Raw genomic sequence first — 25,959 nt, 5'->3', positions numbered from 1 at the left:
TATATCCTTTCTGTTCTACAATTCTTCTGCAATTTTGTTGATTTTACGCAAGCGGTGATTGACACCACTCTTGGTAATCGCTATGTCCAAGCTATCTGCAATCTGCTGGATGGAGTAATCTGGATGCGCCACCCGCACTTGTGCGACTTGACGCAAATCACTAGGCAAGCTATCAAAACCAATCGTATCCATGATTTTGATGATGTTATTGATGGTTTTCATACTAGCTGTCACCGTTCTAGCGATATTGGCAGTTTCAGCATTATTGGCACGGTTGAGGTCATTTCGTGTTTCACGTAAAATTTTGACTTCCTCAAAAGATTCCTTTGCCTGAAGGGCGCCAACTACCAAGAAAAAATCCATAATGTCCTCAGCTTTTTGAAGATAAGTCACAGCTCCGCTTTTATGGGCAATGACCTTGGCGTCGAGCATGAACTTTTGCATGAGAGAGGCTAAATCCTCCGCATGGTCTTGGTAAACGGAGAAAATCTCCAGCTGATATTTTCCCGAGTCGGGGTCACGCACTGTTCCTGTCGCTAGAAAAGCACCTTTCAAATAACTCCGACCGCTATCATCATCCTCTAAAATATGCGCCTCAATCCCAGTCTCTAAGCCAAAGAAAGAATCCGCCAGCTGCAAATCCGCCAAAATCGTCTCCACATCCTTATCCACAAAAACCGTGTAGACACGATTCTTACGCAAATTGGTCTTGTAGTGGTACTTAATCTCTGGCTGGCTGGTGTAATAATGCTCTAGTAGCTGATAAATATGTCTTGCAATTTTAGCATTTTCACTGGTGATGGATAAGGTCAAGCCCTTGCTAGTCAAGCCAAGGCTTCCTGAAAGCTTGATAATGGCTGAAAGTTCACTTTTATCTTGGATAGGAAGGCTGAGCAATTCTTCTTTGACTGTCGTTGTAAAACTCATAGCTTTTTCCCTACCAAACTCATCAATTCTTCAACCACCAAGTCTCCGTGGTGAAAGGCTCCGCCCTTTTCTAACCGCAAGAAGTTAGAAGAGATAATGCGCTTTGCCTGTTTTTGAAGCCCTGCAAAATCATGGTCTACTTGAACCAAGTACTCATCAAAACTGTTTGAAACCATATAGGCTTCTGGTACTTTTTCGATATTAACCAAAACAGTGTCAATCACATCACGCCCCAAATGACGATTGAGCACCTCAACGTGATTGGCATCTGTGAAATGCTCTGTCTCACCTCTTTGGGTCATGATATTACAAACATAAGCCACCTCAGCAGGTGTCGCAAGAAGTGCTTCCTTAATTTCTGGGATGACGAGATTAGGTAAAATCGAGGTAAATAGCGACCCTGGTCCAAGGACAATCATATCACTTTCCATGATGGCTTTGACCACCTTACGGCTGGCTTTAGGACGCTCATTATTGTAGGTATTGGTGACAAAAACATGGTCAATCATGCCTTGATAATCAGCAATGCGACTCTCACCAACCACCTCATGCCCATCTTGGAAAATAGCGTGAAGCGTCAAAGGTTGCTCACTTGAGGGGTAAATTTTGCCAGAAATGTGGAAAAACTTGGTTAAAATCTGCATGGCGTTATAAGTAGAACCCTGCATTTCTGAAATGCCAGCAATAATGAGATTACCAAGTGGGTGTCCAGCAAAATCACCATCTCCATCTGCAAAGCGGTATTGAAAAATCTTTTCATAGAAACGTGGCATATCACTCATAGCAACAAGCACATTGCGCAAATCACCTGGTGGAGTCAGGCGCATGCTGCCTCGCAATTTACCAGAAGAGCCACCATCGTCAGCAACTGTCACCACTGCTGTAATGTCCGCATCCTCTAACCGCAGGCTGTTCAAGATGACAGGAATACCAGTTCCTCCACCAATCACTGTAATTTTGGGTTTTCTCATGAACGGTTTACCGTCTCCTTCCTACGGTCTTTGTCACGATGACTTTCATTCACAGACCAGTGGGCTTTCAAATCCTCTGCTAAACGATGGGCAAAAGCTGTACTTCGATGCTGACCACCTGTGCAGCCCACAGCAATAGTCAAAATAGCCTTACCTTCCTTTTGATAACCTGGTAAAATCGGCTCAATCAAATCAAGGAGGTGCTGATAAAAGCTTTCTGACTCCTCAAAGCCCATGACATAGTCATAAACATCCTTGTCTAATCCTGTTTTATCTCTTAGTTCTGGCTTGTAGTAGGGATTTGGCAGAAAACGCACATCAAAGACCAAGTCAGCATCCAGCGGCAAGCCGTACTTGAAACCAAAGCTCACCACTTCAATGCGGAAAGAACTTTTATTGTCATCCGATGAAAACTGTTCTGACAAGACTTGGCGCAATTGACGTGGCGTCAGTTCTGTCGTGTCTACGACATTTTGACTCAAACTCTTTAGCGGCGCTAGCAATTCACGCTCTAAAGTAATGCCATCAAGAACACGCCCGTCTGAAGCCAATGGGTGGCTACGTCTGGTCTCTTTGTAGCGTGACACCAGCTCGCCATCAGTCGCATCCAAAAAGAGAATCTTCACCTTGACACGTTCATTTGTCTCAATCTTGTCCAAAATCGCATTGATTTCATTGAAAAAAAGACGACTACGCATGTCCACAACCAAAGCGACCTTGTTTGTCTCGCCCGACTGCTCAACCAGCTTGATAAATTTTGGCAACAAGGTCGGTGGCATATTATCAATGGTAAAATAACCTAAATCCTCAAAGGACTGAATGGCAACGGTTTTCCCAGCTCCACTCATTCCTGTCACGATCACTAACTCAATTGGTTTTGTCATTTTCATCATCCTTTCTCTCAAGCAGCTCTAGGCGAGTTAAGAGTTCTTGATTTCTCTTTTGCAAATCATCCAACTGCTCTGTCATTGACAAAAGCATTTCGGTTTGTAATTTTTGAATAGCCAATAAATCTGACTGGTCTTGCTGCACCAAGTGGTCAAGCTTTTCATGTAAAAGCCTGATTTCTTCTTCAGATTTTTGATTGACCAAAAAGTCATTTCGAGCCTGCAAGCGGTCATAATCTGAAGCACGGTTTTGACTCATCATAATCAAAGGCGCTTGAATCGCTGCAATGGTAGATAAAGCTAAATTCAACAAAATAAAGGGATAAGCATCAAAAACAATGCCAAACGGTTTGATAACATTTAACGCCATCCAGATAATCATCAAGAGCACAAAGCAGATGATAAAGGTCCAAGAACCACCAAAGCGAGCCACAGCATCTGCGATTTTTTGACCAAAGGTCACCTTAGCATTCCACTGCTCACCAACGTCCATCTTGTCTGAGAGTTGGTTTTTACTGACATTGACCACTAGCTCACGGATATTATCATTTTTAGTGTTGGCATTGTCAATAATAGCATTTAGGTAGCGCAAGCGATAGTTGGCTAAGGTTTCATTACTGATAAAAGCATCTGGGCTTAGATTGGGATGGTCTTCTTGAATTAAGTTGATTAAGGGACGCTCTAAATCTTTCAAAAAAACACCTTGATCTTTTGAGAAGTCGTCACCTGTTATTGCATCTTGATAGATTGCATTATTACTCACTGTATCACTCCTTTAGATTATTATACCACATCCACCTCTAAGCGACACTTGAAAGCTAAAGAAAAAGGGCATAGCCCTTTTTAGTCCGCTAGATAAGCAATGACTTCGATTTCTACCTTGACATCCTTAGGAAGACGTGCCACTTCTACACAAGAACGTGCTGGAAAAGTTTCTTTAAAAGCTGTCTCATAGACAGCATTAAAGACTGCAAAGTCATTGATATCACTTAGAAAACAGGTTGTCTTAACCACTTTATCAAAGTCAGCACCAGCTTCTTTTAAAATGGCTTTGACGTTTGATAGCACTTGCTTTGTTTGTTCCTCAATCGTCTCTCCGACAATGTCGCCTGTCTCTGGTGAGAGAGGAACTTGTCCACTTGCAAATAAGAAATCACCGACAACTTTGCCTTGAACGTAAGGTCCGATAGCCTTTGGCGCTTGCTTAGTTTGAATTGTTTTTACCATAATATACCTCCAAAAGATACTAATAGTTTAGCATATTTTTCAGAAAATTAACACAACTTTTTACCATTCTAAAAAACAAGCAGGCAAATGCCCACTTGTTTGTCTTCTATTATTCAAAACCTTCTTGAAGAGCTTCTGCAAAGTTCGCTTCGACAATCTCTGCACAGTGGTCACAGATAGTGGCCTTGTAAGAGCGTTCTTTGACTGTTTCGTCCACACGACGGCAACGGTCACACACCTCACCAGAAGCATGCGCCACGCTAAAGGCAACATCATCAAAGCGAATCACATCACTAGGTGCAGCCTCGTCTGTGATGGTCAATTCTGACACAATCAACAGTTGTGCAATATCGCTATCAAGAGCAGAGAGCAGCATTTTGATTTCTTCAGAAGCATAAACAGTGAGATGAGCTTCTAGAGATTTTCCGATGATTTTAGCATTACGGGCTTCTTCTAAAGCTTTTTGAGCTTGCGTACGGAAGGTCATGAAGGCTTCCCACTCTTCTAAAATCGCTTCTTGACCAGCAAAGTTTTGATAATTTGGCAACTCGGCTAATTGTACAAATTCTTCTGCTTCATGTTCAAGGTAAGACCAGATTTCCTCAGCTGTGTGTGGAAGGATTGGTGTTAATAATTTTGTCAATTTGACAAGGATGTCATAAAAGACTGTTTGCATTTGACGGCGTTCTAAGCTGTTTGCAGCTTCAATATAGACGACATCTTTGGCAAAATCAAGATAAAAGGCAGACAGGTCAACCGTGATAAAATTGATGACTGCTTTGTAAATGCCCATAAAGTCATAAGCTTCATAAGCGTCACGAATTGTTTTAACCAATTGGTTAAATCTGATGGTCATGTATTTATCAACAGGACGAAGGTCTTCGTAAGCCACCGTATCACACTCAGGTTTGAAATCAGAAGTATTTGCAATCAAGAAGCGAAGGGTGTTTCTGATTTTACGGTAGGTTTCAGAGGTTTGCTTGAGGATGTCCATAGAGATACGCACGTCATTACTTGTATCGACACTTGTCACCCAGAGACGTAGAATTTCAGCACCAAATTGTTTTTCCACATCGCTTGGTAAAATCGTATTTCCTAGTGACTTAGACATCTTCTCACCTTTACCATCAAGCGTGAAGCCTTGAGATAAGATAGCCTTGTAAGGAGCATGACCGTTGACAGCGACAGAAGTAATCAGTGATGAGTTAAACCAACCACGGTATTGGTCGCTTCCTTCCAGATAGAGATCAGCTGGGTAAGAAAGTTCCTCACGAGCGTTCATGACACCATTCCAAGAAGATCCTGAGTCAAACCAAACGTCCATGATATCTGTTTCTTTAGTAAAGAGACCGTTTGGTGAACCTGGATGCGTGAAGCCTTCCGGCAAGAGGTCTTTTGCCTCACGTTCCCACCAGATGATTGAGCCGTGTTCTTCAAAGAGGTCTGCGACATGGTCTGTTACTTCTTTAGTCATGATAGCTGTGCCATCCTCAGCGTAGAAGATAGGAAGTGGCACACCCCAAGCACGTTGACGTGAAATGACCCAGTCACCACGGTCACGAATCATGTTGTAGAGACGTTTTTGTCCCCATGCTGGATTAAAGCTTGTCTTTTCAATCTCATCCAAAATATCTTGGCGGAATTTAGAAACAGAAGCAAACCATTGTGGAACGGCACGCCAGATGATTGGTTTTTTAGTACGCCAGTCAAATGGGTAAGAGTGGTTGATGACTTCGCTAGCAAGTAGTAAATCACCTAGTTTTTCTTGAACCAGTGGTGTTACCTTGTCATAAAATTGTCCTTCAAAGTCGCTACCAGCGTTTTCCATCATGAGACCACGCTCATTGACCGTAACAGCAACTTCAAGACCGTATTTGATACCAACATTGTAGTCATCCTCACCAAAACCTGGAGCGGTGTGGACGATACCTGTACCAGAGTCTAGTGTTACGTGGTCACCAAGGATAACAAGCTCATCTACTTCGCTATCCCATGGGTGCTCTGTGACGATCATCTCAAGCTCAGCACCTTTATGACGAGAGATAACCTCTGGATTGTCCCAACCAAATTTCTCACTAAGACTGTCAAAAAGTCCTTCTGCAACAAGGTATTTACGCTCGCTGCCTTCTGGTTTCACGACAACATAATCCATATCAGGTCCTACTGTCAAACCACGTGAAGCAGTAACGGTAAATGGAGTTGTCGTCCAGACAACAATATAAGTATCTTCATCAAGGATACCTTTGCCATCCTTGACTTTGTTGGCGTAGTAGAGAGATGTTGAGTCGATATCGTGATACTCAATTTCGGCTTCAGCAAGAGCTGACTCAGATGACCATGACCAGTAAACTGGTTTTGCCCCACGGTAGATATAGCCCTTGTCTGCCATTGCACCAAAGACACGGATTTGTGCGGCTTCATAAGCTGGCACAAGTGTGATGTATGGATTTTCCCAATCTGCTGAAACACCTAGACGCTTGAAGTCTTCGCGTTGTTTATCAACCTGTGTCAAAGCGTAGTCACGACAGAGTTTGAGATAGTCAACGATGTCCATCTCCTTACGTTTGACACCTTGTTTGGCCAGGACTTGCTCGATTGGCAAACCATGTGTGTCCCAACCAGGTACATAAGGTGCACGAAAACCAGACATAGATTTGGAACGTACGATGATGTCTTTTGAGATTTTGTTCATGGCATGCCCAACGTGGATATTCCCGTTAGCATAGGGAGGTCCATCGTGGAGGTTGAAAGAAGGCTTGCCTTCGTTTAGTTCTTGACGTTTTTTATAAATCTCTGCTTTTTCCCATTCAGCCTGCCATTTGGGCTCTTTGTTAGGAAGCCCGGCACGCATCGGAAAAGCTGTTTTTCCAAGATTGAGGGTATCTTTAAGTTTCATTGCTAACTCCTTTATAATATAAAAAGCTTTCATCGCAAAAGGACGAAAGCTCGTGGTACCACCTTAATTTAGAATAGGAAAACAGATAGAGTCCTCCTACTCCCTTGACGACTGATAAGGTTAGTCAAGCCTTTCATCTTACTTGATTCAGATGAAATCAAAGAAAATGATAACATGGAACTGAGAAAATATAGACCTCTCACCATCGCCTACTCGCTGGAACTATCAAGTACCATGCCTTGTTTTTCTTATTCGCTGATATTCAATTTGAATGTTTGGGTTTCGTTTAATGAGTCTTCTTCACTTGATTGTGCCAACATGTCTGCTGGAGAGATAGACTCTGGCTCTGAAGTTGATTCCATTTTTTGCTTAACAGACTCTAACTCATCAACCATTTTATTGCTTTCTTCAACACGACGTTGCAATTCATCCATTTCTTCTGGTGTGAACTGGCGTGTCACATCAAAAGTTGCTGCCTCACTTGTTGCTGGCAAGTGCTCGTCTAAAACTTTTTCCACAACTTCTTTGAAAGTTTCATCAGAATCTTGCACATAGACAGCTGTTGGTTTCAACAATTCATCCCAATCAGGTGAATTAGCAAGGCTCAATTGTCCTTCGATAGAAGCCACCAAACGTTGATGGAAGACACGAGCTTGACGTTTCAAATCTTCTGTCTCAACAGCCACACGTTTGGCATCATCTGAAGCATCACGAATGATTTGGTTTGCTTTGATTTTAGCTTCATCTAAAAGTTGTTGTGATTCAATATTAGCGCGTGCTAAGAGATTACTTGCTTCGTCATTGGCTGATGTTTTAACCTTTTCAGCTGTTTCTTGAGCAAGAATAACAGACTGACTAAGTGACTCTTTCATTTCATCAAAATACGCTACTTTTTCTTCTAAGGCTTTAACCTTTTCTTCCAAGTCACGGTTTTGACGAATGAGACTTTCATAATCATCAACGATAATATCCAAAAACTCATCTACTTCTTCTTCATTGTAGCCACGAAAACCACTCTTAAATGTCTTGTCCTTAATGTCTAATGCAGTCAGCGCCATATTAGCCTCCTTAAATAAAATTCAATTCGTTTGTTCTTTATAATACTATTTATGCTTTAACTTTTCAATAGTCAGTTTATGTTTACCAGATTTTGTAAACCCTTGTTCATCGACTAGCCTAATGCGCCCAAAGCCACGAACACTCACCATATCACCCAGCTCTAGCTGTTCAGATGTCTTTTCAACAGTCCTGTAGTTGACCTTTACTTTCCCAGCTTCAATGAGCTTAACGGCTTGAAGGCGTGACAATTTAAAACTACTGGCTAAAATCTTATCTAGCCTAAGGCTAGACACCTGAAGAAAAAGACTCGTAACCTCTTCTTGACGTTTCATCAATTGACTAAAGGGAATCTCCTCTAGCGTCACGCCAGCTCGTCCAATCTTGGTCATCTGCTGTATGGCTTGGTCTGCCATGGTACTTGTTAAAAAAAGCTGTGCTTTTTCTTTGTTTAGGCGAATATCACCAATCAAATGGCGTTCAATGCCTAGTTGGTTGAGAAAAGCCCCTAAAATCTGCGCATGTGTGAGATGGTTGAACTTACTATTGTAGTGAATTTCTAAAAGTGAAAGTTCAAAATCCGCTTCATCAAACTGATAATAGTCAGGAGCAATGATTGCTTTTCCATACTCTGTATCAAAGTAATCATTGGACGAGTAGAAGAGAAGATTGTGATTCGCAACCAAGCTCTCAACTATCGCTAGCTCTCTAGGATTTAAAAAATCGGTTACAAAGATAGTGTAAGTATCTTCGACACGGTTGATGATGTCCATCATCTTTTCCACAAAGACAAACTCATCCTTGTGAAAATGCTGTAAAACGGCTTTAGAAACCATTAGAGAACCAACCCTACTAGCCTCAACAAAAGCCCACTCAGTACGTTAAGAGCAATCATCACTGCCCATATGGTAAAATCCAAACCACCAATCTGTAAGTGAAAACGTCTAAAAGGTTGGATGACTGGCTCTACAAAATAGGCAATTAAACGACCAAGTCCGCTGTTATAGGCTCCAGGAAACCATGATAATAAAGCATAAACAAGTAAAAGATAAGAATAAACTTGAATGACTCTCAATAAAATATCAATAATTAACAGCAACATCTCAACGTCTCTTCATATCAAAATCAAAATTGGCTTCTTGAGGAATGGCATGAATAGCCTCTTCAAGATTAACAGAAACAATCGCAGGAGCTAATAGATAAATAGAACTTCCTACTTTTTGGAGAGAACCTCCAAGAACTTTACTTGCTCCATCAATAAAATCTAAACAACGTCTTGCTTGTGCGTCCAACATGTATTGGAAATCAATCAAGACACAAACATCTTTGTTTAGCAAATCAACAATATCTTGTGCATCATCGTATTGCTTTGGATATTTTAGTGAGATAGTCAATTGTGGAACTGGCTGGCTGCCACTATATTGCTGTTGTGTATTGTGATAACCTGCCATAGTTGACTCTCTACGCTGTGTTGCACTTGGTTGACTAGACTGGTGAGACTGCGTGCGCTCTGGTCTTTGCTGACGTGTTTGACGGCTTTGTACCTGAGTTTGTCTCACTCTTTCTTGACTAGGAGCTACTTGCGGAGTAACCCTTGGTTCTTTTTGAGTTTGAACTGGTTTTTCTTCTACTTGATGAGATGATTCAACAGTTTCTTCAACATCTGTCACATCATCTGTATCAAAATAAGCAACAAGCTTATCAATGCGATCTCTAAACGCCATAAGTCCTCCTATTCTTCAAAAAATGCTGAACCTATTCTTACAAAAGTTGCACCCTTTTGAATGGCTATATCATAGTCACCACTCATGCCCATACTTAACTCTGTAAAAGGCATACGTGGCAAATGCAAGTGATGTAAGTGGTGATTAAGCTCTTGTGTTTGATTAAAGATGTCCGCTATCTCCTCTTTTGTAGCAGCTAGCGGCGCCATCGTCATCAGACCCACAAGCTCAATCTTATCAAAAGCAGCTATCTCAGAAAGAGCAGCCTCAACTTCGCTTGCCTTGAAGCCATGCTTCGTTTCTTCTTCTGAGATATTAACTTGTAAAAAACACTTTATGGGATGCTCTGCACGCTTTTGAATTTCAGCAGCTAATTTTACAGAATCTAATGCATGAAAATAATCGACATAGTTGATAACATCCTTCACCTTACGGCGTTGAAGCGTTCCAATCAGATGCCAAGTCAGATTTTCTTCTTTGAGAGCTTGGTACTTATCCAAGAATTTATCGACACGGTTTTCAGCGATATGCTCAATCCCTGTCTCACAAAGTTCCTTAGCAACTTGAGCATCCACATACTTGGTCACAGCAATAATATGAACACTATCTTCAGGTCGATGTGCTGCTTTTGTAGCTTGTCTAACATGCTCAAATACAGCTTCTTTGTTCTTTTTTAGAATCATCATTAACGGTTTTTAAAGAATGGTGGTGTTTCAAGCTCATCATCAGCGTCGTCTGTATCAGAGAATGTTGACATAGACAGCTGACTATCGAGTTCACCTTCTGTTGGACGTGAAATATCGTTGCGGCGCAAATCCCAGTTACCAAAAGCATTTGTTTGTTGATTTTGGGGAGTTGCTTGCTGAGGTGTTGGCATCTCACGTTGCATTGGCATATCAAAGTTTTGTTGACGGTCAAAGGTTGAATTTTGACGTGTCTCCTGTGCATACTTTGCACCTGCTGCTTGTTGAGGATTTTGGCGACTAGCACTTTGCGGTGCTTTTGCCTTATCTTTACGAACACCAGTAGCAACTACAGTAACACGAATTTCATCTTTCATGTCCATATCAATAGACGTACCAAGCCAGATATTAACACCTTTACCTGCTGCTTGTCCGACAATTTCAGATGCTTCTTCAGCTTCAGTAAGCGTCATGTCCATACCACCTGTGACGTTAACGATAACATCCTCCGCACCATCAATAGTTGTCTCAAGAAGTGGTGAGTAGATCGCTTTACGGGCTGCTTCTGTGATACGCTCTTCACCAGAGCCGATACCAATACCCATAAGGGCGTTCCCTTTGTTTGCCATAACAGTCTTAACGTCTGCAAAGTCAAGATTGATAAGCCCTGGATTTGTAATCAAGTCTGTAATCCCTTGGACACCTTGACGAAGGACATTATCCGCTTCGCTAAGCGCTTCAAGAAGCGGTGTCTTTTTATCAACAATCTCAAGAAGATTATTGTTTGAGATAATCAACAAGGTGTCCACTTGTTCACGAAGCTCATCGATTCCTTCCATAGCAAAGGAACTGCGTTTATTTCCTTCAAAGCCAAATGGTCGTGTCACAACAGCCACTGTCAAAGCACCAAGGCTTTTAGCGATACGAGCGATAACAGGAGCTGCACCAGTACCAGATCCGCCTCCCATACCTGCTGTGATAAAGACCATATCAGCGCCAGTTAAGGCTTCTGTCAATGCTTCTTCACTTTCTTCTGCAGCTTTACGACCAACCTCAGGTTGACCTCCAGCACCTAGACCACGTGTTAATTTTGGTCCAAGCTGAATAACAGTTTCTGCTTTAGAACTTGAAAGTGCTTGAATATCTGTATTTGCAGCGATGAACTCAACGCCTGCCACACCTTCGTCAATCATGCGATTGATGGCGTTTCCGCCACCACCGCCGACACCAATTACTTTTATCACCGCACCCTGAACAGATGCTGAATCAAATGAAAATGCCATTTTTCTCCCTCACTTAATCAATTAGTCAAACATACTTCCAAAAATATTACGAACACGCTCTGATAATTTTGGACGAGCCTCACGTGGTTGTTGCTCTTCTTGTGGTCTCTCTACGGTTGGTAGAGGTTCCATAGCATTTGTGATAGGCTCTTCATTACCAAAAGTTGGTAGAGGCGCTGTCGTTGTATAGCTTGGACGGCTATTATCAAGCCTTGGATTAAAGTCAACTGGTTTACGACGTAGTAGCTCTTCGCCAAATACAGCTGCTTGAGCAATCACATCAACCTCTGACATGGTACGTACATACTCGACAATGCTGATAACATTGGCAAACATTGGGTTACGAATTCCGACTTGATTTGGGACGTGAAGTTTGACAGATACGCCTAAAACTTCTTGAGCCACTTCAACGACTCCAGGCATAATAGCGCCACCGCCAACCAATATAATACCACCCGGTAAATCAAGCAAGCGACCACGCTCTAAATCTTGCTTTACACGGTCAAGAATGTGGCGAATGCGTGCTGAGATAACCTCTGATAAGAAGCGCTCACTGACCTCAATAGGCTCGTCGCTTCCGACAACATCAACCATAACCGTCTCGCTTTCGCTTGATTCTGAGACGTCTGCTTGACCAAAGTTGAACTTGAGCGATTCAGCTGTTTGCATAGAGGTCTTTAACACTTTTGAGATGTCTTTTGTGACATACTCGCCACCTTCTGGATAGGTGTTGGTATATTGGAGTTCTTGGGCACGCATGGAAGCGACAGTTGTCTGTCCACCACCCATGTCAATCACTGTCGTACCAAACTCACGTTCCCCTTCATTAAGAACAGATTTTGCCATAGCTAATGGCGTAATGATGATGTTTTCAGTTTCGATACCAGCACGCTCTACTGTTTTACGTAGGTTATGTAAAATAGTTGTTGGACCGGTATAGATAAGTCCTCTCATCTCAAGGCGAATCCCCATCATACCTCGTGGGTCTCGTATGCCTTGGAAACCATCAACGATGAATTCCTCTGGAATCAAAGAGATAACCTCACGCTCAGGCGTGATACTCTTTGTCAAGGCTGACTTGACAACACTCTCAACATCTTCATCTTTAATTTCTTTTGACTCGCTTGGTACAGGAATCATCCCTTGAGTGGGTTCGATTTGCAAAAGATTTGCCGGTAAGCCAACATTGACCTTTTCAATCTTGATACCTGCTTTTTCTTCTGCTTGCTCAACTGCTGTCTTAATCGCTTCTGCTGCAGCTTCAATGTCAACAATAATGCCATCTTTCACTCCAGTGCTTGTGACATTGCTAACACCGATAACATTCATCTCACCGGAAATTAACTCTGCTACTAAGACTTTTATCGAGCTTGTCCCTATATCCAAACCAGTAAAAAAGCCATTTCTAGCCATTCACTCGACCTCTCTATTCTCTACATTCTATACAATTATCAAAAAATCTGCCTCTAAACAGAATTATTCAGAGAATATTATACCATAAAAGAACGTAAAAAGTTCTTTTTTTACGTTCTTTATTTTATCTTTTTGCAAAAATACTCTCAATTTCCTACAAATCAAGCAAAAGAAAGCTACTGTCCTTCTGTTGTTTGGGCTGTTTCTGTCTGACTTGTTGTGTCTTCCTGATTTTCAGCCGTTGTACTCTCTGGACTTTCTGTTTGCTGTGTTTCAGCAGCTGCTTCTGAGTTTTCAGTCGTTGTTTCTGAACTTTCTGCGGTTGCTTCTGCAGTTGTTGCTGTATTATTTGCCTCAATGTCAGCTGTCGTCGTGTAAATGCCCACTTCCATATCAACAATAGCTGGTGCAGTGAGCTTGTCTTTAATCTTACTATAATATGGTAATTTAGTCGTCATCTCAGACAACGGTACACGCACCGTATTGCCATCACGCATGGTCAAGGTCAATAAATCACTGGTTGAGCTTGAGCCTGCTAAAGCAATCGTCTCAATGCTATCACGAAGCGTTTTATCAAGCGCCATCAAGTCCTTAGCTAACTCTTTTAACATTGTCTTGTCTGTCAAGGTAATCGTGATATAAGTCGTTGGCAGGTCCGTTGCTGCAACGACAGAAGCAGTCTCGCCACTTGAGAGAAGTGGCTGATAACCTGCGTCTGTCTGCACATAACCAACCACCGAGTATTCCTTAACCGTTAGGGTAAAGTGATTGGGAAATTGATAGCTAAGTTTTGCTGACGACACCCAAGGATTAGCTGCTTTTAAGCGGGTTTCATATCTTTTAGGATGTAACAAAAGCGAGAAAATATAATCGGACGATTTGATATTTGCCTCTTTGATAACTGTCTCAGACGCTGTATGAGCACTCCCTTTGACAGTAACTGTTTTTTCCTTACTATAAGGCGAAATCACAAAAAGAGAAATAGCAATCAAAAGAACCGAAACAATCAGAACAGGCAGAGCCTTGATGAGTGCCTTTTGACGTTTGGTCAACTCTTTTTTTTCTTTGACCTTTTTAACCTTAGCTTTCTTGGCTTTCTTTTTAGGTTTGTCTGTGTCACTCTCTTGCTTAGCCGCTTCTTCTTGCTCCTCTTCCTTTGGGACCTTGCCGTAGCGTGCTAGCTTTTCTAAGCGTTCTTCTTTTTTCTGTTGCTCTTTCGCTTCTTTTTCTTGCTTTTTTTTAGCTAAAAACTCTAGATTGCGCTGCTGCCATTCTGTCAGAGGAGCTTTTTGCTCTTTACTCTCAGCATTTTCAGCGCTTTTTTGCTCTTTTGCTTTTTTTTCCTGTTCATGTTTTTTATCAGACATTAGCTTTCCTTTATTGTTTTTGAAATGTCATCTGTCAGCAGTTGGTAAAAATCATCTGGGGTTTTCAGCTCATGGCTTGCCTGCATGTGAGCAATATAATCTTCCTTGTGCTCTAGCACATCAGCTATTGCCTGCTCAAGATTTTCCAAGGTAAAATCCTCCTCCAGCAATTGCTTGGCGTAACCTTTTTTCTCAAAGTAAGCAGCGTTTTCCAGCTGGTCACCACGACTAGCTTCACGCCCTAGTGGCACAATGATATGCAGTTTCTGCATGGCTAACAGTTCAAAAATCGTGTTGGAGCCACCTCGTGTGATAACGACATCTGCCATATCCATCAAGGGCTGGTAGAGGTCAGTTACATAATCCACACGGTAGCAGTTTTCACCTAAAGCATTGAGACTTGAGTCTCCCGTTATGTTGATGACATTAAAATGCTGAGTTAAGGTATCTTCACTGCTAACAAAGTCATTAAACACCTTGGCACCAGCTGAACCACCGATAAACAAAATGGTCTTTAAGTCTGGATTGAAGTGCGCTTTAATCTCCTCTAGTTGAGGTGAGGTTTCATTTTTAGTTGCGGAGACCTTTGTAACGGCACCGACGTGTTTAACCTTGGTTAAGGCTTCATTTTGCTCAAAAGTGCTGTACATGGTCGTAGCAAATTTGTAGGCAATTCTATTAGCTAAGCCCATAGACAAGTCAGACTCATGCACAAAGACGGGGATACCCAGCGTTTTAGCTGCAATAACAGGCGGAACTGCCACAAAGCCACCCTTTGAAAAGAGTGCTTGCGGTCTGATTTTCGCTAAAATCCCAATAGACTGAGCAATCCCAAAGCTCACTTTAAAGACATCTGACATATTTTGCCAAGAGAAATAACGGCGTAATTTTCCAGTCGCTATGGCATGAAAGGTCACATCAAGCCCAGACTGCTTAATCTGCTCATGCTCAATACCACCCTTAGCACCGATATAGTGCACTTCCCAGCCATCTTTGATAAACTTCGGGATGAGAATGAGATTCAAGGTCACATGACCAACAGTTCCTCCACCAGTAAAGACAATTTTTTTAGTCATGCTGCGCTCCCTTTAATCCTTCAAAAGCTGCGATGAACTCATCTCCACGCACCTCAAAGTTTGGATACATATCCCAGCTGGCATTGGCTGGACTGAGAAGGACAACATCTCCTTCACTAGCCAATTCAAAGGCACGAACTGCTGCTTCTTTGACATCACTAGCGTCACAATAATCAACGCCTGCCTTGTCTGCTGCTCTTTTGACACGTGGCGCAGACTCACCGAGGATAACCATATGTTTAAGCCCTTTGATGTCCTCCACCAAGTCGTCAAATTCATTGCCACGGTCAAGACCACCAGCAATCAAGATGACCTTGCTGTTATCAAAACCAGACAAAGCTTTTTGAGTGGCAAGGATATTGGTTGACTTGCTGTCGTTGTAAAAGAGAACACCATCAACGCTACCCAGCTTTTGCAGACGGTGTTTGACACCACCAAAAGCGCTGAGAGTATCTGCAATAACGTTATTTTCAATACCTGATAGTTTAGCAACAGCGATAGTCGCTAAAGCATTTTCAATATTGTGGCTACCTGGAACACCTAGATGACTAGCTTCCATGATTTTCTCACCTTTGAAGCAAAGAAAACCATCCTCAAGATAAGCTCCGTCAACCTTTTCCTTCGTTGAGAAGAAAACAACGGTGGCTTGTGTTTTTTGAGCCAAAGTCTTAGCTAAGTCTTGATTGGCATTTAAAATCAAGTAATCATCTGCTGTCATCTGGTCTTGAATGTGCCACTTAGCAGCAACGTAGTCCTCAAAACTACCATGATAGTCAATGTGTGTTGGCATAAGATTAGTAATCACTGCCATACGAGGATGAAAGGCGCGAACGCCCATCAGCTGAAAGCTTGACAACTCCATAACCAGCGTATCGTCTTTTGTAGCAGTCTTAACCACTTCGCTGGCTGGAAAGCCGATATTGCCAGAGAGAAGGGCGTGTTTGCCACCAGCATTAAGCACATCGGCAATCATAGTCGTTGTGGTGGTTTTGCCATTAGAGCCAGTGATACCGATAATAGGTGCCTCTGACACTAGGTAAGCCAGCTCAACCTCAGTAATAACAGGAATCCCTTTATCCAAAGCTTTTTCAACCATCGGGTTATCATAGCGGATACCCGGATTTTTCACCATGAGGGCAAAATTTTCATCTAACAATTCTAGCGGGTGATTGCCACAGATGACCTTGATACCTTCTTCGAGCAAGGACTGCGCCATTGGGTTTTCATCAAAAGGCTTACTGTCATTCACAGTGACAATAGCTCCTAGCTGACTCAAAAGACGAGCTGCCGCTTCACCAGAGCGTGCCAAGCCTAGGACAAGAACTTTTTGATTTTCAAACTGCGTTATTTTTTTCATTAGTCATTCCAATTCATTCTATAATATCTTTTATTGTACCGTTAATTGCTAGGATTTTCAAGGTATTGCCGTAAGCAAAAAAGAGAACCTTGCGGTTCCCTTTTGAGGCATTTATAAACGATTACTATAAGCTCTTTTGTTGTAAGCGCAACTCCTACACCTTTTGGCTCAATCCCGTGAGAGAAGCAGCGCAATAGGAATTTTTTAGGAAATGGAAAATAATAAGATGAGTTATAGGCTCGTCATACCAAGAGCTATGACTTGTCGTTGCTCCAAAAAAGTTTCAAGATAACCTTTCAAAATGCCCCGCAACTAGCTTCTGTGTTCATGCTCATTTGTATTATAATTATATATATATATATATATATTTGTCAAGTATTTTTTATAAAATCTTGACTTTTTTGCTTGCATGAAAAGCTAGGAAATCCTAGCTTTTTCACTCTATAAAGTCTTTTGATTGTTTTTGCTTTTTCGTTGGCATTTTGAGCATATCTCGTACCGCCCAAAAACCGAGCAAGGTCATGGCAAGACTGACGTAAAATTCACCCGACATGTCAAAGAAAGTCACAACCCCAAAAACAAGCGCAATCATCAAACACACGACAATCCCTACCATCACAAGCGGATTGAGCGTATTTTTGATTGTCTTTGGAGCCATAAAAAAGTAATACAGCAAAATCAAAATCAAGACGATCAGGTAAAATATCATAGCCATTCCTTTACTAGGGGATTAGCACGCTCATGCTATTAGTCTTCGGCAGCCATTTTTTTCTTTTTAGCCGCTTTAGCACGTGCATTTTTATCCAAGATTTGCTTACGCAAGCGGATAGACTCTGGTGTTACTTCCATGTACTCGTCATCGTTTAGGAACTCAAGCGATTCTTCCAGTGTCAAGATACGTGGTGTTTTAATGACAGCTGTCTGGTCTTTTGTTGCAGAGCGGACATTGGTCATTTGTTTTGCCTTGGTGATGTTTACAGTAAGGTCGTTTTCACGAGAGTTTTCCCCGATAATCATCCCTTCGTAAACTTCTGTACCTGGGTTGACAAAGATTGTTCCACGTTCTTCGATAGACATGATAGAGTAAGTGGTTGCCTTACCAGTATCGATAGAGACAAGAGCACCACGGTGACGTCCACCAATTTCAGCATTGATAACTGGCATGTACTGGTCAAAGGTGTGGTTCATAATCCCGTAACCACGTGTCATAGAAAGAAACTCAGTTGGGTATCCAATCAAACCACGTGCTGGCGCTAGGAAAATCAAACGTGTCTGCCCATTACCAGTTGATTGCATATCAAGCATCTCACCCTTACGCTCAGAAAGCGATTGGATGACCGCCCCTTGATATTCTTCAGGAGTGTCGATTTGGACACGCTCAAACGGCTCCATCTTCACACCATCAATCTCTTTGATGATAACTTCTGGACGAGACACTTGAAGCTCATAGCCTTCACGACGCATAGTCTCAATGAGGATAGACAAGTGCAACTCACCACGACCTGAAACTGTCCATTTATCTGGTGAATCAGTCGCTTCAACACGAAGGGAAACGTCTGTTTGAAGCTCAGCAAGCAAGCGCTCTTCAACTTTACGTGATGTCACGTATTTTCCTTCACGCCCTGCAAATGGAGAGTTGTTGGCAAGGAAGGTCATCTGAAGCGTAGGCTCATCAATACGAAGCACTGGTAGTGGCTCGATAGCGTCTGTTGGGGTAATCGTCTCACCGACAAAGATGTCCTCCATACCAGAGACCGCAATCAAGTCACCTGCTTTTGCTTCTTGGATTTCACGACGCTCAAGACCAAAGAAACCAAAGAGTTTTGTCACACGGAAGTTTTTGGTTGTGCCATCAAGTTTTGAGAGGGTTACTTGGTCACCGACCTTAACTGTCCCACGGAAGACACGTCCGATACCGATACGTCCCACAAAGTCATTGTAGTCAAGAAGAGACACTTGGAACTGTAATGGCTCATCTGAGTTATCCACTGGTGCCGGAATGTGCTCGATGATGGTATCAAAGATAGGTGCCATTGTGTGCTCTTGATCAGCTGGATTGTCTGATAGGGATGATGTTCCGTTGATAGCTGAAGCGTAAACAACTGGGAACTCTAGCTGGTCATCATCAGCACCAAGCTCGATAAAGAGCTCAAGCACTTCGTCAACGACTTCTTCTGGGCGAGCAGATGGTTTGTCGATTTTATTGACCACAACGATAGGTGTCAAGTTTTGCTCAAGGGCTTTTTTCAAGACGAAGCGTGTTTGTGGCATAGTACCTTCGTAGGCATCGACGACGAGGACAACACCGTCTACCATTTTCATGATACGCTCAACCTCACCACCGAAGTCTGCGTGTCCTGGTGTGTCCATGATATTGATACGTGTGCCGTTGTAAGCTACGGCAGTATTTTTCGCCAAAATCGTGATACCACGCTCTTTTTCAAGGTCGTTTGAGTCCATAGCACGCTCTTCGAGCTCTTTACGCTCATCAAGCGTGTGGGATTGTTTTAACAACTCATCAACCAAGGTTGTTTTACCGTGGTCAACGTGGGCAATAATAGCGACATTACGAATGTCTTCTCTTAGTTTTGTCATGATTTCCTCTGTAATCTTAAAGTATTCAACTTATGAATTATACCATAAATTGCGGCAAAAAACAGAACAGGAGCAATTGTAAATGTTTTCAACCTTTGTAAACCGTTTCTTTACCCATTCTCAATCAGGAAGTATAAAAACCTAAATGTTTTTATTATCTTCATCAACAGTCATAAGAGGCACTCTTTTCAAACTATAAAGGAGTAAGAAAGAGGCAGCGAGCAGAAAAATAAGTGCTAACTGATTCACCGTTAACACGAGAATCAAAACAGAAACCAGCAGACGAGAAAAAACAGTCCCTAGCTGAAAATAAGTCATTAAACCGCCCTCAATCGTAGCTAACTGCTCTTCAGGCAGGCGATTATAAATCAAAGCATTGTATTTAGGATTGACTGCTCCTGTAGCGATGCCTGTAAAAACTAAGGACAATAACAGGAGATAAGGCTGATGAAGAAAAAGGCTGACAAACATGAGAAAAACACCCAGTGTTCCCATGCGTAAAAGAGATAAAATACTCATCTTTTTCAACAGATTCATCACCAAGACGCTCCCCACAATCATCCCCACTGTCATTGCAATATTAACCGCAGCAAGTGTGACAGAAGCATTCCCCAGCATAAAAGCCGTATCTTGAGCTATCATCAACACAAGCAAAGAGGGAAGAACAACGAAGATACTATTGATAACAGGAACAATCACCATAGACAGGCGCAATTCTGGAACGCTTGTGAGCTCTCTGACAGCTAGTGAAAGACTTGACCACAAGCGACCAAATCCACCTTTTTCGTCTCCATCCTCTCTATTTTCTGTCATTTTTAAAGGATTTTTTGCTAATAATTTCTTAATAGAAGGTGTCAAAAGCACTAGGATGAGAAAGGACATTAGAAAGGTAGCAGCATTCAAAAAAGCCAACTGACTGTAAGTAAAAAAGCTAATCAGCGCTGCTGAGGTAGTCTGAAAAAGTATGCTAGAAACTGCAAAGACAGACTGACTAAGCGCCATGGAGTCAGCTCTATCCTCATCTGAAACGACTCTGAGACTGATTGGAATGTAGAGACCGTTTTCGTACTGACCTGCAAAATCACCGAAAACATTGAACACACTAGCCAAAATCACAATCCACAAGGCTGGCTCAAAAGTCATGGCACAGCCGATTCCTACATACAAGAGTACCCGAAAAAGCTGGGTGAGTTTAATCGTAGCTAGCTTATTTCTAGTCCGATCAGATAAATAACCCGTCAAAAGAGAGAGAAAAACAGGAAAAATCTCAGAGAAATTGACAACAGACAGGGCTAGCTTGGTATCTGGCAATTGCAAAACATAGTTCATCAGCGCCAAATAATAAACCATGTCTCCAAAATTAGACAAAAGGTCAGCCCCCATCAGGGACATATACAAACGGTTGGACAACAATTTTTTCATCAAAAAAACTCCTTTCACTGACAAGGTCGAGCACAAGATTGACTAGACCTTATATTTAGCTTTATTATAGGAATTTCCCTTTGAAAAACAAGGTCTTTTAAGCAAGTGGTTAGGTAACACATAGTAAGTGGTCAAAAAAGGGCAGTAAAAAAGTAGATGATCGTACTTAATCATCTACTTCATACTAAAGTTTTTCTATTGCTTTTTTTCCTTTATCTTCCCATTCCAATAGTCAAGTCCGTCTTTTAGAACGTAGAGGTCTTGATAACCTGCTTTTTTGAGCATGATGATGGTGCGTGGTAGCGATTGACTGCGAGTGCTATCATAGATAAGTACTGGCTTGTCCTTACGGATAGCAGAAAGGCTATTTTTTAGCTGGCTCGCTGGTAGATTACGAGCTCCTAAGATATGCTTTGTCTGAAAGCTACTTGGCTCACGAATATCAATCAGCTGACCCGTATGTATCTTTTCTTCAAAGCTAGGATTGTCTAGAAAGGTCGCTGCACGACGCACTCGAAAATAGTTCCATGCGGTATAGAGCATGACACAGACCATAATGGCAACTAAAACCCAAATGAGCATGCCTACCTCCTAGTCTGCCATAAACTTGCTAGCAAGGCTAGCTGCTCCGATAATACCTGCGTCATTTCCAAGCTCTGCAATTTTAACCTTAGTTGACTTACGAACTTGTGGGAAAGTATAGCGTGTGAAGTATTTTTCCACACGGCTACGCAAGAACTCACCCGCAGCAGACACTCCACCACCGATAACGATAGAATCAGGGTTTAGGATATTTGAGATGTTAGCTGTTGCTAAACCGAGGTATTGTGATACTTTATCAACAACAATCAATGAAAAAGCATCGCCATCTTTTGCAGCGTCAAAGATGTCTTTACTTGTCACTGCTTCTCCATTGTCAATCGCAGCCTTGATAGGTGAGTCTCCCTCGTACTCTTCTGCAATGCGGCGTGCCACACGCACAACACCTGTTGCTGAAGCCACTGTCTCAAGGCAGCCGATATTGCCACATGTACACTCAAAACCATCCTCAGGCTCGATAACGATATGCCCAATCTCACCACCAGCACCAGCAACACCGTGGATAAGATTGCCATCAGCAATCACTCCACCTCCAACACCAGTACCTAGTGTCACAAAGACAACGTCTGGATTGTTAGCACCAGCACCAACCCAACGCTCACCAAGTGTTGCTACATTGGCGTCATTATCAATAGCAAATGGAATGCCCAATTCCGCTTCGATGACAGAGCCGACCTCTTGAGTCTCTGCCCAGTTTAGGTTAAAGGCACCTGTTACCGTTTTCTTGTCACGGTCAACAGAACCAGGAGACCCCATCCCGATACCGATAAAGTCATCCTTTGTCAAACCGTAAAGACCCATGCGATGTTTCAGGGAAGCAACGATGTCAGGAACGATGTGTTTTCCGTCTTCTAAGATGTTGGTATCAATCGCCCATTTTTCCTGAATGGTGCCATCTTGCGTGAGAATACCAAACTTGATCGTTGTTCCACCAAGGTCAATACCCAGAAGTTTTTTAGTCATTTGCTTTCTCCTCTTCTATACGATGTTCGCGCCTTAATATCAATTCCGCTTTGAGGTAGTCGTCCTTTGTGATGAGCTGATTTTCATAAAGCTTTTCAAGCTCTATTTTCATCATCTCAATGTCGTAAAGACGCTTGCCCACGTAGACATAAATACCAAAACGTTTCAATAACTGCTGCACATCATAAAGTGTTTTCATTCTGTTATTTTATCAAAAATAGAGAGGCTTTTCAATAGCTTTATGCAATCGTTTGCACTTTCTTTGTTTTTGCAAGCAAAAAAGCTAGAGTCACTCTAGCTTTTCATCTTATTTACGAAGACCTGGTGCTTGACCAAGCTCAGCTTGAAGCATCCAGATAGTCTTTTCAACATCAGCTTGCGCATCTGAGAAGAGGTCGTTACTTGGGTTATCGCCTTCTTCATCAGTCACGTCAAGACCTACTTGGTAAAGGTTTGAAAGGTAAGTGTAAACTTCTACCAAACGTGCCAAGTGCTCAGCCATTGGTTTGTCAAAAGAACCTTTTGTTTCACTCAAGCGAGAATTTTCATCAAACTCTTTGAGGGTTGAGTAAGGCGCACCACCAATGGTAATCAAACGCTCGCTCATTTCATCAAGAGTGGCATTTAGACTGTCCATCAATTCATCCATTTTTGGATGGAGGTAGTAAAAACCAGCGCCACGCATGTACCAGTGTACTTGGTGCACGATAGAGTAAGCTTTTGATAGATCAGCAACAGCTTGGTTTAAAACAGCTTTTGTTTTGGCATTTTTTGCACCTGGTGCAGTGACATTATGTGTAACAGCAGTGTAAATAGCTTCTTTGTCTAAAATTTGAGTCATGTTCTCGTCCTCCTGCGTGAGATGGTCATAAGTTATGCTAATCGTTTCTTATTTAGAATGATTATCATTTGTTTATATTACTATTATAACTTTTTAGCGCTGAATTGCAAGAATTTAGCACTTTTTTGCGAATAAAAAGGTATGAACATTCTATTATATTTTAGCCTTGGTGCTTCTATCGCCTCTTTTTTAGGTCTTGTTGTTGACCGTTTTCCCGAACACTCCATTGTCCTTCCTGCCAGTCATTGCGACCATTGTCAAAGCAAGCTTGACATTAGTGAGATGATTCCTATTTTATCGCAAGTTTACTACGGGAGTCGCTGCAAACATTGCAAGCACGCTATTCCAAAGCGCTACATGGTTATCGAAGCCATTTGCGGCATTTTATTTGTTCTTTTTGGGCTTGGGCAAATGCAGTTGACGACACTTCTTCTCCTTTTGATGAGTTTGACGTTAGCCCTTTATGACCTTGACCAGCAGGAGTATCCTGTTTTTGTCTGGTTGGTCTTTACTAGCCTTTTGTTGCCTTTTGCTCACAGCTACAGCCTTTTTTTGGTTTTGTGTCTCTTTGGCATTTTAGCTTATATGTTTCCGCTTAAAATCGGCAGTGGCGACTTTTTCTATCTCGCCACACTTAGTCTTATCATGGACAAGATGAGCATTCTATGGATTATCCAGATTGGCTCTTGGCTAGGGATTATCACTATTTTAAGTCGTAAACAAAAACGAAACCCTATCGCTTTTGTTCCCTTTTTAGCAGCTGGTTTTGTTCTTGTCCTCCTTATGCAACAGCTCGGGCTGTTCCTTTAAGACAAGTCTTTTGGAAAATGATAGAGTTGTGGATACTTGTAACACTCAGGATTTTTAGGATGGCAAATCGCTCGTCCAAAGGAAATCATCGCTTGGTGGGCTTTTAGCCACTCTTCTTTTGGCAGAACATCCATGACACGCTTTTCAATCTCAAGCGGTGTCGCATCTTGCTTACAAATCTGGTGGTGTTTGCAAATACGTGTCACGTGTGTGTCAACGGCAAAAGCAGGAATGCCGTAGCCAACACTAAGCACGACATTTGCAGTCTTTCTACCAACACCCGCTAAACTCTCCAATTCCTCCCGTGTTTTTGGCACCTGACCATCAAAATTTTCGAGCAGTTGAATAGCACACTTGTGGAGAAAACGGGCTTTGTTGCGGTAAAGCCCCAGTCTTGAGATGTAGGGCTCAATCTCTGTTGGTGTTGCCTTGGCAAAGCTTTCTGGATCTGGAAAACGCTCAAACAAGGCAGGTGTGACTTTATTGACCGCAGCGTCCGTCGTCTGTGCCGACAGCATTACTGCCACTAAAAGTTCAAAAACAGAGTTAAAATCTAAACTTGGCTTGGCGTCGGGAAAGAGTTTGATAATCTCACGAATAACATATCTTGATTTAGCTTTTGATAGCATGGTCAACTCCTTTGTTTTTCTCTATTATATCATGTCAAAAGCCAAGCACACTTGTAAAAGCTCGCAAAAAAGCTAGGACTAAGTCCTAGCTTTTTAGTCAACAATCACCAACGACTTAATAGCTGTTCGTGTATCCATCGCTTCATAAGCTTTTGCAATCTCATCTAAGCTGTAAGCATGCGTAAAGACCTTTCCAGGTTGAATATCTCCCCTTAAAACAGCGTTAAGTAAGCGTGATTTGACGTGTGTGGTAACAGCTGCGATACCGCCACGCAATCCAATATTTTTGACAAAGAGCTGGGTGGTGTTGGTCTCTGACTTTTGAGGAACACCGACACGACCGATGATAGCCCCAGGGCGTGTTGCCTGAATGGCAGTCGCTACAGACTGCTCGGTGCCCACACATTCCAAAACAGCGTCCACACCAGAGCCATCTGTCAAATCTAAAAGGTGCTTGACAGCTTCATTGCCGCGCTCTTCGATGATGTCTGTTGCTCCAAAAGCAAGCGCAAGTGACTGACGATTGTGATGACGACTGGTAGCGATGATACGCTTAGCACCAAGTAACTTAGCTGATAGGATACCACAAAGCCCTACAGCACCATCTCCTAAAACCAGAACGGTATCGCCTTTTTTGACCTCGGCAGTTATAGCAGCGTGATAACCTGTCGCCATCACGTCTGAGAGCGTTAAAAGCGAGTTTAGCATGTCTTCGCTATAGTCACTAGGCTGACCAGGGATTTTGACAAGACCGCCATTGGCATTGTAATAGCGGACATACTCCGCCTGATAGCCTATATCATGAGCGCCGGGATTATTTTGACAATTGCCATCAAAGCCCGAACGACAAGCCACACAATAGCCACAACCATGCGTAAAAGGAACCACGACAAAGTCACCGACCGCAACAGAAGTCACTTCACTTCCTACCTCATCGACAATACCGATTGCCTCGTGTCCTGCTAGTGTATCGCTATCTCTCTTAGAAATCCCACGATACCACCACAAGTCAGAGCCGCAAACGCAAGTGCGCAAGACACGAACGATAACGTCTGTTGTACTCTGCAGTTGTGGTTTGTCAACCTCCTTGACCTCTACTCTTCCTGGCTCTATAAAAACCGTTGCTTTCATAATATCCCCCTTGATAGTGTATTCTGTAGTTATTGTAGCATAAGTTTGCCCCTTCGTCACTTAATCGCTGATAAAAAATATGAGGTTGCTTTTGGCAACCT

Annotated in this window: 26 protein-coding genes; 1 reads left to right on the top strand and 25 read right to left on the bottom strand. The window is 42.4% G+C overall.

The genetic code is table 11. The features are described from left to right. Positions 1 to 15 precede the first annotated feature (15 nt). The 23 genes from whiA to G5B60_RS02520 all read right to left on the bottom strand — a co-directional run bounded on the left by whiA (position 16) and on the right by G5B60_RS02520 (position 23,288). A complete protein-coding gene (whiA, locus tag G5B60_RS02630) occupies positions 16 to 927 on the bottom strand; it encodes a DNA-binding protein WhiA (RefSeq protein WP_164682487.1) in 912 nt (303 codons plus the stop codon). Continuing rightward, on the bottom strand, positions 924 to 1,898 hold the full coding sequence (locus G5B60_RS02625; RefSeq protein ID WP_115270635.1) for a YvcK family protein: 975 nt from the start codon (positions 1,896 to 1,898) through the stop codon (positions 924 to 926). The genes whiA and G5B60_RS02625 overlap by 4 nt, the downstream gene beginning before the upstream one ends. Next, entirely contained in the window at positions 1,895 to 2,782 is an 888-nt protein-coding gene (gene rapZ, locus G5B60_RS02620) for an RNase adapter RapZ (protein WP_164682485.1), read from the bottom strand. Before rapZ ends, G5B60_RS02625 begins: the two co-directional genes overlap by 4 nt. Continuing rightward, entirely contained in the window at positions 2,766 to 3,548 is a 783-nt protein-coding gene (locus G5B60_RS02615) for a DUF1003 domain-containing protein (RefSeq protein WP_164682484.1), read from the bottom strand. Before G5B60_RS02615 ends, rapZ begins: the two co-directional genes overlap by 17 nt. A gap of 80 nt (positions 3,549 to 3,628) precedes the next feature. Continuing rightward, a complete protein-coding gene (locus G5B60_RS02610) occupies positions 3,629 to 4,012 on the bottom strand; it encodes a RidA family protein (protein ID WP_164682482.1) in 384 nt (127 codons plus the stop codon). Positions 4,013 to 4,121: 109 nt separating this feature from the next. Continuing rightward, positions 4,122 to 6,908, bottom strand: a complete 2,787-nt coding sequence (gene ileS / locus G5B60_RS02605; RefSeq protein ID WP_164682480.1) for an isoleucine--tRNA ligase — start codon at positions 6,906 to 6,908, stop codon at positions 4,122 to 4,124. 248 nt (positions 6,909 to 7,156) lie between these two features. Further along, positions 7,157 to 7,966, bottom strand: coding sequence for a DivIVA domain-containing protein (locus G5B60_RS02600; protein ID WP_164682478.1), 810 nt, complete (start codon positions 7,964 to 7,966; stop codon positions 7,157 to 7,159). Between the two features lie 45 nt (positions 7,967 to 8,011). Continuing rightward, positions 8,012 to 8,800, bottom strand: coding sequence for an RNA-binding protein (locus tag G5B60_RS02595; protein ID WP_164682476.1), 789 nt, complete (start codon positions 8,798 to 8,800; stop codon positions 8,012 to 8,014). After that, on the bottom strand, positions 8,800 to 9,063 hold the full coding sequence (locus G5B60_RS02590; RefSeq protein WP_172605608.1) for a YggT family protein: 264 nt from the start codon (positions 9,061 to 9,063) through the stop codon (positions 8,800 to 8,802). The genes G5B60_RS02595 and G5B60_RS02590 overlap by 1 nt, the downstream gene beginning before the upstream one ends. Positions 9,064 to 9,067: 4 nt before the next feature. After that, positions 9,068 to 9,688, bottom strand: coding sequence for a cell division protein SepF (locus G5B60_RS02585; protein ID WP_164682474.1), 621 nt, complete (start codon positions 9,686 to 9,688; stop codon positions 9,068 to 9,070). A gap of 8 nt (positions 9,689 to 9,696) precedes the next feature. Further along, positions 9,697 to 10,374: a YggS family pyridoxal phosphate-dependent enzyme gene (locus G5B60_RS02580; RefSeq protein WP_206225082.1), complete on the bottom strand. Its 678-nt coding sequence runs from the start codon at positions 10,372 to 10,374 to the stop codon at positions 9,697 to 9,699. Further along, positions 10,374 to 11,654: a cell division protein FtsZ gene (gene ftsZ / locus G5B60_RS02575; protein ID WP_164682472.1), complete on the bottom strand. Its 1,281-nt coding sequence runs from the start codon at positions 11,652 to 11,654 to the stop codon at positions 10,374 to 10,376. The genes G5B60_RS02580 and ftsZ overlap by 1 nt, the downstream gene beginning before the upstream one ends. A 21-nt stretch (positions 11,655 to 11,675) precedes the next feature. After that, positions 11,676 to 13,067, bottom strand: a complete 1,392-nt coding sequence (gene ftsA / locus G5B60_RS02570) for a cell division protein FtsA (RefSeq protein WP_164682469.1) — start codon at positions 13,065 to 13,067, stop codon at positions 11,676 to 11,678. Positions 13,068 to 13,243: 176 nt separating this feature from the next. Then, positions 13,244 to 14,434, bottom strand: coding sequence for a cell division protein FtsQ/DivIB (locus tag G5B60_RS02565; protein ID WP_164682467.1), 1,191 nt, complete (start codon positions 14,432 to 14,434; stop codon positions 13,244 to 13,246). Further along, complete coding sequence (locus tag G5B60_RS02560) at positions 14,434 to 15,510, bottom strand: UDP-N-acetylglucosamine--N-acetylmuramyl-(pentapeptide) pyrophosphoryl-undecaprenol N-acetylglucosamine transferase (protein WP_164682465.1); 1,077 nt, start codon at positions 15,508 to 15,510, stop codon at positions 14,434 to 14,436. The genes G5B60_RS02565 and G5B60_RS02560 overlap by 1 nt, the downstream gene beginning before the upstream one ends. Further along, the gene (murD, locus tag G5B60_RS02555; protein ID WP_164682463.1) at positions 15,503 to 16,867 is read right to left on the bottom strand and encodes a UDP-N-acetylmuramoyl-L-alanine--D-glutamate ligase; all 1,365 of its coding nucleotides are present in this window, start codon (positions 16,865 to 16,867) and stop codon (positions 15,503 to 15,505) included. Before murD ends, G5B60_RS02560 begins: the two co-directional genes overlap by 8 nt. A gap of 436 nt (positions 16,868 to 17,303) precedes the next feature. Then, entirely contained in the window at positions 17,304 to 17,576 is a 273-nt protein-coding gene (locus G5B60_RS02550; protein WP_164682461.1) for a DUF3165 family protein, read from the bottom strand. 38 nt (positions 17,577 to 17,614) lie between these two features. Beyond that, the gene (typA, locus tag G5B60_RS02545; RefSeq protein ID WP_115270669.1) at positions 17,615 to 19,462 is read right to left on the bottom strand and encodes a translational GTPase TypA; all 1,848 of its coding nucleotides are present in this window, start codon (positions 19,460 to 19,462) and stop codon (positions 17,615 to 17,617) included. A 141-nt stretch (positions 19,463 to 19,603) separates the two neighbouring features. After that, positions 19,604 to 20,884: an MFS transporter gene (locus G5B60_RS02540; RefSeq protein ID WP_241154471.1), complete on the bottom strand. Its 1,281-nt coding sequence runs from the start codon at positions 20,882 to 20,884 to the stop codon at positions 19,604 to 19,606. A gap of 195 nt (positions 20,885 to 21,079) precedes the next feature. Beyond that, entirely contained in the window at positions 21,080 to 21,466 is a 387-nt protein-coding gene (locus G5B60_RS02535; RefSeq protein ID WP_115270677.1) for a rhodanese-like domain-containing protein, read from the bottom strand. 9 nt (positions 21,467 to 21,475) lie between these two features. Beyond that, the gene (locus G5B60_RS02530) at positions 21,476 to 22,447 is read right to left on the bottom strand and encodes an ROK family glucokinase (protein ID WP_164682459.1); all 972 of its coding nucleotides are present in this window, start codon (positions 22,445 to 22,447) and stop codon (positions 21,476 to 21,478) included. Then, complete coding sequence (locus tag G5B60_RS02525; protein WP_164682457.1) at positions 22,440 to 22,646, bottom strand: YqgQ family protein; 207 nt, start codon at positions 22,644 to 22,646, stop codon at positions 22,440 to 22,442. Before G5B60_RS02525 ends, G5B60_RS02530 begins: the two co-directional genes overlap by 8 nt. 108 nt (positions 22,647 to 22,754) lie before the next feature. Next, positions 22,755 to 23,288: a Dps family protein gene (locus G5B60_RS02520; protein WP_164682455.1), complete on the bottom strand. Its 534-nt coding sequence runs from the start codon at positions 23,286 to 23,288 to the stop codon at positions 22,755 to 22,757. A gap of 141 nt (positions 23,289 to 23,429) precedes the next feature. Here G5B60_RS02520 and G5B60_RS02515 point away from each other — a divergent pair, with 141 nt between their 5' ends. Continuing rightward, positions 23,430 to 24,098: a prepilin peptidase gene (locus G5B60_RS02515; RefSeq protein WP_164682453.1), complete on the top strand. Its 669-nt coding sequence runs from the start codon at positions 23,430 to 23,432 to the stop codon at positions 24,096 to 24,098. Here the strand turns inward: G5B60_RS02515 and nth are convergent. Together nth and G5B60_RS02505 are read right to left on the bottom strand one after the other, a co-directional pair. Beyond that, positions 24,095 to 24,727, bottom strand: a complete 633-nt coding sequence (gene nth, locus G5B60_RS02510) for an endonuclease III (protein WP_164682451.1) — start codon at positions 24,725 to 24,727, stop codon at positions 24,095 to 24,097. The two genes, G5B60_RS02515 and nth, sit on opposite strands and share 4 nt — an antisense overlap. Positions 24,728 to 24,820: 93 nt before the next feature. Beyond that, positions 24,821 to 25,858, bottom strand: a complete 1,038-nt coding sequence (locus G5B60_RS02505) for a zinc-binding dehydrogenase (RefSeq protein WP_164682449.1) — start codon at positions 25,856 to 25,858, stop codon at positions 24,821 to 24,823. Between the last annotated feature and the right edge of the window lie 101 nt (positions 25,859 to 25,959).

The organism is Streptococcus hyointestinalis, assembly GCF_011039275.1.
Classification (GTDB): Bacteria; Bacillota; Bacilli; order Lactobacillales; family Streptococcaceae; genus Streptococcus; species Streptococcus hyointestinalis_A.
This window is presented reverse-complemented; position numbering and strand designations above follow the sequence as displayed.